The following is a 13,335-nucleotide window of genomic DNA, read 5'->3' as shown; positions in this document are numbered from 1 at the left end:
CTGCGTGGTGTTGAGGCTGTGCTGTCCCGGGGGGCAACCCCCGGACCCCCGGCAGATCTCGTGGTGACCGTGAGTGCTCATCGCCCCGCCTCCTGCGTGGTGTTCAGAATGTTGACGTCGCGGAACAGGGCGGAGGGGCAGCCGTGCGAGACGGCCGCGACCTGGCCCGGCTGGGCCTTGCCGCAGTTGAAGGCGCCGCCCAGGACGTATGTCTGCGGGCCGCCGACCTTTTCCATCGAGCCCCAGAACTCGGTGGTGGTCGCCTGGTAGGCGACATCGCGCAGCTGGCCGGCCAGCCGGCCGTTCTCGATCCGGAAGAACCGCTGCCCGGTGAACTGGAAGTTGTAGCGCTGCATGTCGATCGACCAGGACCGGTCGCCGACCACATAGATCCCGCGCTCCACCCCGCCGATCAGGTCCTCCGTCGACAGCCCGCCCGGATCCGGCTGCAGCGACACGTTCGCCATCCGCTGGACCGGCACGTGGCCGGGGGAGTCCGCGTAGGCGCAGCCGTTGGAGCGGCCCAGGCCGGTCAGCTTCGCGATCCGCCGGTCGGTCTGGTAGCCGACCAGGGTGCCGTCCTTGACCAGGTCCCAGCTCTGCGCCTGGACGCCCTCGTCGTCGTACCCGATGGTCGCCAGGCCGTGCTCCGCCGTACGGTCACCCGTCACGTTCATGATCGGGGAGCCGTACGTCAGCTTGCCCAGCTGGTCGAAGGTGGCGAAGGAGGTCCCCGCGTACGCCGCCTCGTAGCCCAGCGCCCGGTCCAGCTCGGTGGCGTGCCCGATGGACTCGTGGATGGTGAGCCACAGGTTCGACGGGTCGACGACCAGGTCGTACCGGCCGGCCTCGACGCTCGGCGCGCGCATCTTCTCGGCCAGCAGACCGGGAATCCGCTCCAGCTCGCCGTCCCAGTCCCAGCCGGTGCCGGTCAGGTATTCCCAGCCGCGGCCGGCCGGCGGGGCGATGGTCCGCATGGAGTCGAACTCGCCGCTCTTGTCGTCGACGGCCACCGCGGTGAGCTGCGGGTGGATCCGGACCCGCTGCTGGGTGGTGACGGTGCCGGCCGTGTCGGCGTAGAACTTGTTTTCGTGCACCGCGAGCAGGGAGGCGTCCACATGGGCCACCCCGTCGGCCCGCAGCAGCCGGGAGCTCCAGTCGGCCAGCAGGGCCGCCTTCTCCTCGTCCGGTACCTCGAAGGGGTTCACCTCGTAGGCGGAGATCCAGGTCCGGTCGGCGTGCACCGGCTCCTCGGCCAGCTCCACCCGCTCGTCCGACCCCGCCGCCTTGATCACTTTCGCGGACAGCTGCGCCATGGCGACGGCCTGCGAGGCCACCTTGGCGGCACCGTCCATGGTGAGGTCCACTCCGGAGGCGAACCCCCAGCTGCCCCCGTGCACCACCCGGACCGCATAGCCGAGGTCGGTGGTGTCGGAGCCGCCGGACGGCTTGGCGTCCCGCAGCCGCCATGAGGCGCTGCGGATCCGCTCCACCCGGAAATCGGCATGGTCGGCGCCGAGCGCGCGGGCCCGGGCGAGCGCCGCATCGGCGAGCGCCCGCAGGGGCAGCGCGGTGAAAGCCGCATCGATGGAATGGGGCACGGAAGTCCTCCCGTGGTTGTGACCGGTCGCTCCGATCATGTCGCGCCCGGGGCCGCCGTGCCTACCTCTTTCTGTAGGGACTCGACAGAGCCCGTCCCAAGGCCCTGTCGGAGCCCGATTCTCCGTACAAGGGATGAGACCGCTAGGTTTTCGGTATTCAGACCGCTAGCGAAAGGGTGATCCGTTGAGCCGCTCGGTTCTCGTCACCGGAGGAAACCGGGGCATCGGCCTCGCCATCGCCCGCGCCTTCGCCGATGCCGGCGACAAGGTCGCGATCACGTACCGTTCGGGCGAGCCGCCGGCCGAGCTCGCCGACCTGGGAGTGCTGGCGGTCCGCTGCGACATCACCGACTCCGAGCAGGTGGAGCAGGCCTACAAGGAGATCGAGGACAAGCACGGCGCGGTCGAGGTGCTGGTGGCCAACGCCGGCATCACCAAGGACACCCTGCTGATGCGCATGTCCGAGGAGGACTTCACCTCCGTCCTGGACACCAACCTCACCGGCACCTTCCGCGTGGTCAAGCGCGCCAACCGCGGCATGCTCCGCGCCAAGAAGGGCCGCGTCGTCCTGATCTCCTCGGTCGTCGGCCTCCTCGGCTCGGCCGGCCAGGCGAACTACGCCGCCTCCAAGGCCGCGCTGGTCGGTTTCGCCCGCTCCCTCTCCCGCGAGCTGGGTTCCCGCAACATCACCTTCAACGTGGTGGCCCCGGGCTTCGTGGACACCGACATGACGAAGGTGCTCACCGACGAGCAGCGCGCCGGCATCGTGTCGCAGGTCCCGCTCGGCCGCTATGCGCGGCCGGAGGAGATCGCCGCAGCCGTGCGCTTCCTCGCGTCCGACGACGCCTCGTACATCACTGGAGCCGTCATTCCCGTTGACGGCGGATTGGGCATGGGTCACTGATCACATGAGCGGAATTCTCGACGGCAAGCGCATCCTCATCACCGGGGTGCTGATGGAGTCCTCCATCGCCTTCCACGCCGCGAAGCTGGCCCAGGAGCAGGGCGCCGAGGTCATCCTCACCGCGTGGCCGCGCCCGACGCTGACCGAGCGCATCGCCAAGAAGCTGCCCAAGCCGGTCAAGGTGATCGAGCTCGACGTCACCAACGACGAGCACCTCGCCCGCCTGGAGGGCCTCGTCCGCGACGAGCTCGGCGGCCTCGACGGCGTCGTGCACTCCATCGGCTTCGCCCCGCAGGACGCCCTCGGCGGCAACTTCCTGAACACCCCGTTCGAGTCGGTCGCCACCGCCATGCACGTCTCGGCGTTCTCGCTGAAGTCGCTGGCCATGGCCTGCAAGCCGCTCTTCCCGGCGGAGGGCGCGGCCATCGTCGGCCTCACCTTCGACGCGCAGTTCGCCTGGCCGCAGTACGACTGGATGGGCCCGGCCAAGGCCGCCCTGGAGGCCACCAGCCGCTACCTGGCCCGCGACCTGGGCAAGGAGAACATCCGCTGCAACCTGGTCTCGGCCGGCCCGCTCGGCTCGATGGCCGCGAAGTCCATCCCGGGCTTCTCCGACCTGGCGGACACCTGGAACCACCGCTCCATGCTGGAGTGGGACATGAGCGACCCGGAGCCCACGGGCCGCGGTGTCGTCGCGCTGCTGTCGGACTGGTTCCCGAAGACCACCGGTGAGATCGTCCACGTGGACGGCGGCCTGCACGCGATGGGCGCCTGACCGCCCGCCGGTCAACCTGCCTGTACGGCGAAGGCCGCGTCCCCTGGGAGGGGGGCGCGGCCTTCGCCGTGTCGCAGGACCGGCCGAATCGCCCCCGAGTCGATAAAAGGGGTGAAAGACGGCAAACTGACCGGGCCGGGATCTTCCCGGCGTACTGCGGGGAGGAGGTACGGGAGTGCGCGCGAGGCGGAGCCGAGCGGTATCGCTGCTGTTCACCTCGGTCGTGCTGACCGCTCTCCTGATTCCGGGCCTCGGCCCGGGAGCCGCCGGGCCGTCCGTCGCGGACCTGGCCTCGGCGGACCAGGCCGGGGCCGGTCCGGCCGGCCCGGATGCGGCCTCCGTCGATCCGGCCGCGCTGCCCGCCGAACCGCCCGCCCAGCCAGCCCGGCCCTCGGCCGAAGAACTCTTCGGCGCCGACTGCGACACCGGGATCCAGGGCTCCACGGTCACGGCCGTCTGCCACAACCCCTTCCCGGAGACCGACCTGGTCCGGCTCCACGTGGAATGCGACCGCTGGTGGGACGTGGACGGGGACAGCGCCCCGGTGGCCGTCCGGCCGGCCGGCCGGGTGGAGCTGACCGGCCGCTGCTGGAAAGAGGTCCGCGCGGCCTGGGTCAGCCACGAGCGGGGCTGAGGCGCCCTCGCCGGCAGCTCAGTCCTGCCGGCCCAGGCACGCGAAGGGGTATCCGGCCGCCTCCGAGGCCGCAGTGTCGGCGTCCCCGCGCCGGATCGCCTCGATCAGCCGCGCATGGTCCATGTGCGACTCCGGGGTCAGGTCCGGGCCCACGTCCGTACGCAGCCAGTCGCGGATCAGCTCGCCCAGGTCCGCGTAGAGCCCGGTCAGCACCTCGTTGTGCGAGGCCGTGACCACGGCCATGTGCAGGGCGACATCCGCCGCGACGAACAGCTCCGCGTCCCCCGAGGCCCAGGCCTCCTCGCGGCGCGCCAGCAGCAGGTCCAGCTGTACGAGGTCCCGCTCGGTACGCCGCTCCGCCGCCAGCCGGGCCGCCGAGGACTCCAGGGTGGAGCGCAGCTCCGCGATGTGCCGCGGGTCCGCTCCCGAGAAGCGCCGGTGCATCACCCCGGCCAGCTCGCTGGTCGCGATGACATAGGTGCCCGATCCCTGCCGGATGTCCAGCAGCCCGTTGTGGGCCAGGGCGCGGACCGCCTCGCGGACCGTGTTGCGGGCGACACCCAGCAGCTCGACCAGTTCCGGCTCGGTCGGGATCCTTGCTCCGACCGGCCATTCTCCGGAGGTGATCTGGTTCCGCAGCTGGGCGATCACCTGGTCGACGAGCGCAGAGCGCCGGGGCGAGGTCAGTGGCATGGGGTCCTCTCGGCGGGTGGACAACCAATCATCCCATGATTCTATGATGGTTCAATGCGTGACGAAGAGATCCAGACCCTGAACCGGCCCGCCGCCCCCCGGGCGGACGAGGCAGCCACGGCGGCACGGGCCGCCACCGGCGCCGCCCCGCAGCCGCCGGCCTGGCTGGGTCCGGTCCTCATCGTCGGCATCGTGCTCGCGGCCCTCAACCTGCGGCCCGCCATCACCAGCCTCGGCGCCCTCTTCGAGGAGACCCGCACCGGCCTCCACATGAGCGGCGCGGTCGCCGGCCTCATCACCTCCGTCCCGGCCCTCTGCTTCGCCGTCTTCGGCATCACCGCACCCCGGCTCTCCCGCCGCTTCGGCCCCGCCGCCGTGGTCTGCGCCGGCATGGGCCTGGTCGCCACCGGCCTGCTGATCCGCCCGTTCATGAACAACGCGGCCGGCTTCCTCGCCTTCAGCGCCGTCACCCTCGCCGGTATCGCGCTCACCAACGTGCTGCTGCCGGTGATCGTCAAGCGCTGGTTCCCGGACCGGGTCGGCACCATGATCGGCCTGTACTCCATGGCCCTGGCCGCCGGCACCTCGCTCGCCGCCGCCGCGACCGTCCCCATGACCGCGGCCCTCGGCGGCAACTGGCGCACCGGCCTGCTGGTGTGGGCCGGGCTGGCAGTGGCCGCCGTACTGCCGTGGCTGCCCATCGCCCGCGCCGCCAGCCGCGAGCGGGCGGCGGCCGGCCCGGAGAGCCCCGCCCGCGCCGACGCGCGCGGCCCGCGCGTGGTCCGCAGCCGCACCGCCTGGGCCCTGGCCTGCTACTTCGGCCTCCAGGCCACCGGCGCCTACATCACGATGGGCTGGCTCCCGCAGATCTTCCGCGACGCCGGGGTCTCGGCCGGCACCGCCGGTGTCCTGCTCGCCGTCACCATGGTCATGGGTGTTCCGCTGGCCTTCGTCATCCCCGGCCTGGCCGGCCGGATGCGCAACCAGGGGCCCATCGCCGTCACCCTCGGCCTGTTCGGCCTCGCCGGCTACCTCGGCCTCTACCTCGCCCCCGCCGCCGGGGCCTGGGCCTGGGCGCTGCTGCTCGGCATCTCCAACTGCGCCTTCCCGCTCGTCATCACCATGATCGGACTGCGCGCCAAGTCCCCGGCCGGAGTGGTCAGGCTCTCTGCCTTCGCCCAGTCCACCGGCTACCTGATCTCCATCCCCGGCCCGCTGCTGATCGGCACCCTCTACCAGCACAGCGGCGGCTGGGACCTGCCGCTCGCGCTGATGGCGGGGCTGCTCATCCCGCAGATCGTGTTGGGCGTGCTGGCCGGCCGGGACCGCACGATCGAGGACGAATGCGGCATGGGAGACTGACCGCATGCCCGTCCTTGAACCGAACCCCCAGAACAGCCACAAGAAGCTCGGCATCGTGCTCGGTGCGATGCTCGGCGTGACCGTGATCATCGCCATCATCGCGACCGCCGTCTCCCCCTGACCGGTGGTGGGGGTAACCCCACCGTCCCCTAGGGGGCCAGGTTCAGGGTCGACTGGGGTGTGCCCCCGATGGGAACCGCCAGCGTGGCTCCGTAGATTCACAGGTGACGACGTACACGACGCACTCGTGTACGCGGACCCGAGCGGAACACCCAGGAGACGGCGATGTCGGTACACACCCCGCCGGCGGCCGGCCCGGCCCGCCCGGCCGACGGCAGCACCCGGACCACCGCCCGGAGCACCGCCCGCCGGCACGGCGCCGACGCCCGGCTCACCTGGTGGGCGCTCGCCCTGCCGGCCGTCGCCTTCGTACTCCTCTTCCTGCTCCTGGGCGGCCCGGCCGAGGCTCAGGCCGGCCCCGACGGCTCCGCCGTCGGCCACCTCATCGCGCAGTTCCTGCGCGCCCTCGGCTGACCGCGAACCGGCTGCGAACCGAGTGCGAACCGGCCGTGAGCGGGGGCGTACTCCGGAGCGTGCCCCCGACGGGTGAGCTCCTCCAACACCCTGCGCCCCATGGTCGATTTCGTGCGAAGCTGGGATCCATGAGCGCCGATACACCCCGCAGGATCGTCCTCCTCCGGCACGCCAAGGCCGACTGGCCGCAGGTGTCCGACCACGACCGCCCGCTGGCGGAACGAGGCCGCAAGGACGCCCCGGCCGTCGGACTGAAGCTGGCCGAGACCGGCATCGCCTTCGACCTGGCCCTCTGCTCCACCGCGGCCCGGACCCGGGAAACCTGGAAGCTCGCCGTCCAGGAACTCCCGACCCGTCCGAAGACCGTCTACGAGGAGCGGCTGTACGAGGCCTCGCTCGGCGAGCTCATCGCCCTGCTCAACGAGACCTCCGACGAGGTCGCCGATCTCCTGGTGATCGGGCACAACCCCGGGATGCACGCCCTCGCCGACGCCCTCGCCGGGCGCGCCGAGGGGGACACCCTCCAGCGGATGACCCGCACCGGGTTCCCGACCTCCGCCCTGGCCGTGGTCTCGTTCACCGGCTCCTGGAAGTCCCTCGAGCACGGCGTGGGCACCCTGCTGGACTTCTGGACCCCGCAGGAACACTGACGCAACGCGCACACCGGCCCCGGCAGGTCTCCCTGCCGGGGCCGGTGGCACGTGAGAGGCGTACGGGGTCTCAGACCAGACCGGCGGCCTCGACCTCTTCCCGGGTGATCCCGAGCAGGTACAGCACCGCGTCCAGGAACGGCACGTTGACCGCGGTGTGCGCGGCCTCCCGGACCACGGGCTTGGCGTTGAAGGCCACCCCCAGCCCGGCGGCGTTCAGCATGTCCAGATCGTTGGCGCCGTCGCCGATCGCCACGGTCTGCGCCAGCGGTACGCCGGCCTCCGCGGCGAACCGGCGCAGCAGCCGGGCCTTGCCGGCCCGGTCCACGATCTCGCCGGTCACCCGGCCGGTCAGCTTGCCGTCGACGATCTCCAGCGTGTTCGCCGAGGCGAAGTCGAGCCCGAGCCGTTCCTGCAGGTCGTCCGTGACCTGGGTGAACCCGCCCGACACCACGCCGACCTGGTAGCCGAGCCGCTTCAGGGTCCGGATGAGGGTCCGGGCACCGGGCGTGAGCCGCACCTCGGCCCGCACCTTGTCCACCACGGAGGCGTCCAGCCCGGCCAGCAGCTCCACCCGGGCGTGCAGGGACTGCTCGAAGTCGAGCTCACCGCGCATCGCGCGGGCGGTCACCTCGGCGACCTGCTCCTCGCAGCCGGCGTGCGCCGCGAACAGCTCGATGACCTCGTCCTGGATCAGGGTCGAGTCCACGTCCATGACCACCAGCCGCTGGGCCCGCCGGTGCAGACCGGCCGACACTACGGCGACGTCCACCCCGATCTGGGCGGCCTCGGTGGCCAGGGCCGTCCGCAGCGGCTCTGTCTCGACGCCGGAGACGGCGAACTCGACCGCGGTCACCGGATACTTGGCGAGCCGGAAGATACGGTCGATATTGCCGCCGACCCCGGTGATCCGGGCGGCGATGGAGGCCGTGGACTCGGCGGTGAGGGGATGGCCGAGCACGGTGACATGGGAACGGCCGCTGCCGCGCGGACGGTTGTCACCGGTACCGGAGATGATCTCGGCCTGGAGTTTGAGGGACTCGGCCCAGCTGTGCACCGTCGCGCGCAGGTCGCCTTCGCTGCCGGCGGTGGGCTTGGTGACGAGGGCGCACAGGACGATGCGGCCTCGGGTGACCACCTGCTCGATGTCGACCACGTCGACGGAGTAGGCGGCGAGGGTGTCGAACAGCCCGGCGGTGATCCCGGGACGGTCCTTGCCGTAGATCTTGACGAGGAGGGTGGGGACGTCGGAGGTCTGCGAAGCACTCATGGTGCGCTCACCGTATCCTCCCGGCCCGCAGAGCGGTCCCCCCGTCTCACCCCTCGAAGCCACCCCGCTACCGCGAAGCCCTTCCCCACCCCCCGAACCCGGCCCCTCCGGCCCCGCCCCCGCGGACCCGAATCCCGGGAGCTCCGCCCGCACGGCCTACGACCGGGGCGCTTCGCGCCGGGGGATAGGGGGGCGAAGCCCCGCACCGGGAAGCCGGGCGCTGCGCGCCGGCGGAGGTCGGGGCGGTGCCCCCGAAAGGGGCCGGGCGGAGCCCGGGCACCCGAGGGGGTCTGGGCGCGGCCTGGCAATGGGGGCCGGGCGCTTCGTGCCGGTGGGGGTTCGGGGGCGGAGCCCCGGGGAGTGCTGGGCGGTGCCCGGGCACCTGGCGGGGCCGGGGGCTACGCGCCGGTGCGGGTTCGGGGGCGGAGCCCACCGGGGGTGCCGGGCGGAGCCTGGGTGCTTGGCGGGGTCCGGGGCGGGGCCCCGGTTTCGGGAAGGGGCGGGGTGGGGGAAAGCTCCGCGCAGCGGACTCGCGGTCACAGCGGGGGTGGCGGCCCCGGTGGGGGCGGCGGGGTGAACGGGGGCCGACGGCGCGGGGGCGGCTTCGGCCGCGGGCGGGCCGTCACTGTCACGTCCCACGAGACGTCGGGGTCCCGGTACGGGTTCCGCCCGGGCCCCGGGCCGTACCCCGACGACGGCCGATACGGCCCTGGGCCTGGTCCCGCCCTTGGGCCTGGGCCTGGACCTGGCCTTGGGCCCGGCCCTGGCCCGCCGGCCGCAGGCCAAGGCAGGCGTGCCAGCATCCCGCCCCCTAACCCGCCACCCACCCCCCACACCACCCCCAGCAGCCCCGCCGCCCCCACCGACCCCCGCAGCTCCACCCCCGCCCCCACCGTGTCCACCCCGAGCACCGCCAGTGACGCGCTCGCCGAGAAGCCCGTCAGCCATGCCAGCCCCGCACACACCACCCCGGTCACCGCGCCGAGCCGGGCCGCGCAGGCCGGCACCCCGCGCCCGGGGCTCCGTACCGCCGTAACCGCACCCGCCCACAGCAACAGCAGGGCCGCCGCCGGCACCAGCAGCCACACCCGGCCGTCGTACTCGGCGAGCCGCGCCACCGTCACCGGCTCCCGCGCCGACACCGACAACAACTCGCCGACCGGATGCGGCAGCACCCGCGCCGGCGCTCCGGTGGCGGACCCCTCGAACGGCACGCACAGCCCCAGCAGCACCCCCACCCAGGCCCCGTTCGGTGCGCCCAGCAGCGCCGCCCCCAGCCCCTGCCGCGGATGCTCCTCGCCCAGCGCCGCCCAGAGCCCCGCCGCCAGCCCGGCCGCCACCGCGACCAGCAGCATCGCGACCACCGCCGATACGGCCGGCCGCACCCCGGCCAGGACCGCCGGCCCGCGCCGCGAGACAACCAGGGCGACCACCAGCACCACCGCCACCCAGATCGCCGCGGCCACCAGGGTCGGGCCGCTGTCCACCGAGAAGCCCACCTTCGCCCGGGTCTCGACCAGATCCCCGATCCGGTCCCCGATCCGGTCCCCGAGCCGGTCCCCGATTCCGTCCGGCAGCAGGCCGCCGATGTCCCCGAGGCCCGGCACCTCCACCCTCGGGGGACCCGACGGCCTGACCGGCAGCGTGCCCGCGGGCAGGACCGAACCGTCCAGGGTCACCACATCGCGGCCCGCCCACCCCAGCCCGCCCACCGTCGCGACGAACAACACCGCCACCGCGCCCGCCCGCGCCGCGAGTTCCGCACCCCGGACCCCCACGCCCACCGGCAGCGACCGCAGCACGACACGCGCCAGCACCAGCGCCCCCGCCAGCGAAACCCCCAACGGGGTGACATCCAGGGCCGTTTCCGCGCTCGCGGCGTCGATCCCCAAGGCCGACACCTCTCCTGACGGGGTCACCGAACCGCCGACCGCCAGCACCACCACCGCGGCGGTCATCGCGCCCAGCGAGCCACCCGCCGCATCCGCGCCCAGCAGACGGAGTCCGAGCGCGGCCACCACGGCCATCGTCATCACCGACCAGCCCACCGCGGCCACCGCGGACAGGACCACCTCGCCCCAGCGGATCCGGCCCATAGCGCGACCCCCGATGCGAACCGACGTACCGAGCGGGCGAGAAGTCCCCTATCTCACTTTCCGGGCACCTTGCGGTGGCGTCAACAAGGCCCGGATTCCACTTGTGGTCCGGAGCCTGGAATAGTTCCCCCGGATGTTCGCCATCCCTAGACTCCCTGACGTCAGGGGGATCCTCGGGGGACAACAAGTGGGGCTGGAGTGCCGGAACTCGTACTGGAATTGAACGGAAGGACCTGGACCCTCGATCCGTCCAGGTCGTACACACTGGGGCGCGACCCCCAGGGTGACGTGGTGATCGACGATGCCCGCGTTTCGTGGCGGCACGCCACCATCAGCTGGAACGGCCGGGGTTGGGTCATCGAAGACCACGGCAGCACCAACGGCACGTATGTGCGGGGGACCCGGGTCCAGCAGGCCGAACTCGCGCCGGGCACCCCGGTGCACCTCGGCAATGCGCAGGACGGCCCGCGGCTGAATCCGACCGCTGCCGTTCAGGCCGCGGCAGCCGCCGCCGCGTCGGCGCCGGCCGGCGCTCCGCAGCAGGCCGCCGCCTGGCCCGGCGTGCAGGATCAGGCCCCGCAGGCGTACGCCCCGCCGGCCCAGCACACCCCGCAGCAGCACCAGCAACACCAGCACCAGCAGCCGCACCAGCACCACCAGCCGCAGCACCACCAGCCGCACGTCCCCCAGCAGCAGGGCGCCCCTCGCCCCGCCCAGGGACACGGCCCCGGCTACAACGACCGCAGCCCGACCACCTTCCACCAGCTCGCGCTCGGCCACGTCATGCGCATCGGCCGTGCCCTCGACAACGAGCTCGTGGTCTCCGACCTCCAGGTCTCGCGCCACCACGCCGAGTTCCACTCCATGCCGGGTGGCCGGTTCGAGATCCGCGACCTCGGCAGCCACAACGGCACCTACGTCAACGGTCTGCCGCTGCCCAAGTCCGGCACCGCGCTGCTCGGCCCCAACGACATCGTCGGCGTCGGCCACTCGACGTTCCGGATCGTCGGCGACCGCCTCGAGGAGTTCGTCGACACCGGCGACGTCTCCTTCTCCGCCCGCCACCTCACGGTGACGGTCGACGGCGGCAAGCAGATCCTCAAGGACGTCTCCTTCGGCGTCCCGGAGAAGTCGCTGATCGCGGTCATCGGCCCGTCCGGCTCCGGCAAGTCCACCCTCCTCAAGGCGCTGACCGGCTACCGCCCGGCGAACCAGGGTGACGTCCTCTACGACAACCGCAACCTGTACAAGCAGTTCGCGGAGCTCCGCCAGCGCATCGGCCTGGTCCCGCAGGACGACATCCTGCACAAGGAGCTCACGGTCCGCACCGCGCTGAAGTACGCGGCCAAGCTCCGCTTCCCCGGCGACACCGCCGAGTCCGAGCGCGCGGCCCGCATCGACGAGGTCCTGCGCGAGCTCAAGCTCGACATCCACAAGGACAAGAAGATCACCTCCCTCTCGGGCGGCCAGCGCAAGCGCGTGTCCGTCGCCCTGGAGCTGCTCACCAAGCCGTCGCTGATCTTCCTCGACGAGCCGACCTCCGGCCTCGACCCGGGCATGGACCGCGATGTCATGCAGCTGCTGCGCGGCCTCGCCGACGACGGCCGCACCGTCCTCGTGGTCACCCACTCGGTCGCCGAGCTGGCCATCTGCGACAAGCTGCTGGTGATGGCGCCGGGCGGCTCGGTCGCGTACTTCGGCCCGCCGGACGAGAGCCTGAACTTCTTCGGCTACCAGACCTGGGCGGATGTCTTCTCGGCCTTCGAGAACTACCGCGACTACGACTGGGCCGGCCGCTGGAAGGGCTCGCAGCACTACCAGCTCTACGCCGCCGACATCGACGCGGTCGCCCCGCAGTCGGTCAGCATGCCGTCGCCGCAGCAGATGAACATGCCGAAGCCGCAGGGCTACGGCTCCCAGCTGTGGACCCTGATCCGCCGCTATGTCTCGGTGATCGCGTCCGACAAGGGCTTCATGGGTCTGATGCTGATCCTGCCCGCCGTCCTGGGCGTGGTCTCCGTCGTCATCCCGGCCGACTTCGGCCTCGGCAAGCCCACCCCGCCGAGCCGCTACAACGGCGACGCCGGCACGATCATGCTGATCCTCGCGGTCGGCATGTGCTTCTCGGGCGCCGCCAACTCGGTCCGTGAGCTGATCAAGGAACGGGTCATCTACGAGCGCGAGCGCGCCACCGGTCTGTCCCGGTCGGCGTACCTCATGTCGAAGGTGATCGTCCTCGGCATCATCACCGCCATCCAGGGCGTGATCATCTGCGGGATCGGCTTCGCCCCCCGCGTGCTGCCCGAAGAGGGCCTGATCATGCCGCCGGCCGTGGAGCTCTGCCTCTCGGTGATCGCGCTCGGCTTCACCTCGATGATGTTCGGCCTGGTGATCTCCTCGCTGGTGAAGACCGCCGAGAAGACCATGCCGCTGCTGGTCATGTTCGCGATCGTCCAGGTCGTGTTCACCGGCATCCTCTTCCAGGTGTACGACTCCCCGGGCCTGGAGCAGTTCGCCTGGCTGATGCCGTCCCGCTGGGCGGTCGCCGCCGCGGGCACCACCCTGGACCTCGGCCACCTCATGCCGCCGTGGGACCAGAAGAACCCCGACAACCTCGACCCGCTCTGGGAAGCCACGGCCGGGCAGTGGACGCTGGACATCACCGTCCTGCTGCTCATCGGCATCGCCTGCGGCTTCGCGGTGGCGCGCCTGCTGCGCCGCCACGAGCCGGAGGTCATGCGCAAGTAACGCAGGCAACGCAACCAAGCGGACCTGCCAAAACGCCGAGGGCGGCACCCGGATCCGGGTGCCGCCCT

At 72.1% G+C, this 13,335-nt stretch carries 12 protein-coding genes; 8 read left to right on the top strand and 4 right to left on the bottom strand.

Features of this window, described 5'->3' with window-relative positions; genetic code table 11:
* Positions 1 to 77: 77 nt before the first annotated feature.
* Positions 78 to 1,640 (bottom strand): TldD/PmbA family protein, encoded by a 1,563-nt coding sequence (locus ABT123_RS18580; RefSeq protein WP_502970984.1) that lies wholly within the window; start codon positions 1,638 to 1,640, stop codon positions 78 to 80.
* A gap of 145 nt (positions 1,641 to 1,785) precedes the next feature.
* On the opposite strand from ABT123_RS18580, the gene fabG reads away from it, so the two are divergent.
* The 3 genes from fabG (at position 1,786) to ABT123_RS18565 (ending at position 3,914) form a co-directional block, all read left to right on the top strand.
* Positions 1,786 to 2,505, top strand: a complete 720-nt coding sequence (gene fabG / locus ABT123_RS18575) for a 3-oxoacyl-[acyl-carrier-protein] reductase (protein WP_351315390.1) — start codon at positions 1,786 to 1,788, stop codon at positions 2,503 to 2,505.
* A 4-nt stretch (positions 2,506 to 2,509) separates the two neighbouring features.
* A complete protein-coding gene (fabI, locus tag ABT123_RS18570; protein WP_351315387.1) occupies positions 2,510 to 3,280 on the top strand; it encodes an enoyl-ACP reductase FabI in 771 nt (256 codons plus the stop codon).
* 175 nt (positions 3,281 to 3,455) lie between these two features.
* Entirely contained in the window at positions 3,456 to 3,914 is a 459-nt protein-coding gene (locus ABT123_RS18565; protein ID WP_351315385.1) for a hypothetical protein, read from the top strand.
* Between the two features lie 18 nt (positions 3,915 to 3,932).
* On the opposite strand, the gene ABT123_RS18560 is transcribed toward ABT123_RS18565, so the two are convergent.
* Positions 3,933 to 4,607 carry a FadR/GntR family transcriptional regulator gene (locus ABT123_RS18560; RefSeq protein ID WP_351315765.1) on the bottom strand — a complete coding sequence of 225 codons (675 nt, stop codon included), beginning with the start codon at positions 4,605 to 4,607 and terminating at the stop codon, positions 3,933 to 3,935.
* 54 nt (positions 4,608 to 4,661) lie between these two features.
* Between ABT123_RS18560 and ABT123_RS18555 the strand changes: the two genes are divergently transcribed.
* The 4 genes from ABT123_RS18555 to ABT123_RS18540 all read left to right on the top strand — a co-directional run bounded on the left by ABT123_RS18555 (position 4,662) and on the right by ABT123_RS18540 (position 7,153).
* Positions 4,662 to 5,969 carry a CynX/NimT family MFS transporter gene (locus ABT123_RS18555; protein ID WP_351315382.1) on the top strand — a complete coding sequence of 436 codons (1,308 nt, stop codon included), beginning with the start codon at positions 4,662 to 4,664 and terminating at the stop codon, positions 5,967 to 5,969.
* A gap of 4 nt (positions 5,970 to 5,973) precedes the next feature.
* Positions 5,974 to 6,090 (top strand): SGM_5486 family transporter-associated protein, encoded by a 117-nt coding sequence (locus tag ABT123_RS18550; protein ID WP_351315379.1) that lies wholly within the window; start codon positions 5,974 to 5,976, stop codon positions 6,088 to 6,090.
* Between the two features lie 164 nt (positions 6,091 to 6,254).
* On the top strand, positions 6,255 to 6,503 hold the full coding sequence (locus ABT123_RS18545) for a hypothetical protein (protein WP_351315376.1): 249 nt from the start codon (positions 6,255 to 6,257) through the stop codon (positions 6,501 to 6,503).
* 128 nt (positions 6,504 to 6,631) lie between these two features.
* Complete coding sequence (locus ABT123_RS18540) at positions 6,632 to 7,153, top strand: SixA phosphatase family protein (RefSeq protein ID WP_351315373.1); 522 nt, start codon at positions 6,632 to 6,634, stop codon at positions 7,151 to 7,153.
* 70 nt (positions 7,154 to 7,223) lie between these two features.
* Here ABT123_RS18540 and serB read toward each other — a convergent pair whose 3' ends face one another.
* The gene (serB, locus tag ABT123_RS18535) at positions 7,224 to 8,423 is read right to left on the bottom strand and encodes a phosphoserine phosphatase SerB (RefSeq protein WP_351315371.1); all 1,200 of its coding nucleotides are present in this window, start codon (positions 8,421 to 8,423) and stop codon (positions 7,224 to 7,226) included.
* A gap of 536 nt (positions 8,424 to 8,959) precedes the next feature.
* Complete coding sequence (locus ABT123_RS18530; protein WP_351315368.1) at positions 8,960 to 10,519, bottom strand: streptophobe family protein; 1,560 nt, start codon at positions 10,517 to 10,519, stop codon at positions 8,960 to 8,962.
* A 198-nt stretch (positions 10,520 to 10,717) separates the two neighbouring features.
* Between ABT123_RS18530 and ABT123_RS18525 the strand changes: the two genes are divergently transcribed.
* Positions 10,718 to 13,267, top strand: coding sequence for an ABC transporter ATP-binding protein/permease (locus ABT123_RS18525; protein WP_502970983.1), 2,550 nt, complete (start codon positions 10,718 to 10,720; stop codon positions 13,265 to 13,267).
* Positions 13,268 to 13,335 lie beyond the last annotated feature (68 nt).

It is taken from the genome of Streptomyces sp. NPDC002054, assembly GCF_040296685.1.
Lineage (GTDB): Bacteria > Actinomycetota > Actinomycetes > Streptomycetales > Streptomycetaceae > Streptomyces.
The sequence above is the reverse complement of the archived record's forward strand: the minus strand, read 5'-3'. Positions and strand labels throughout refer to the sequence as shown.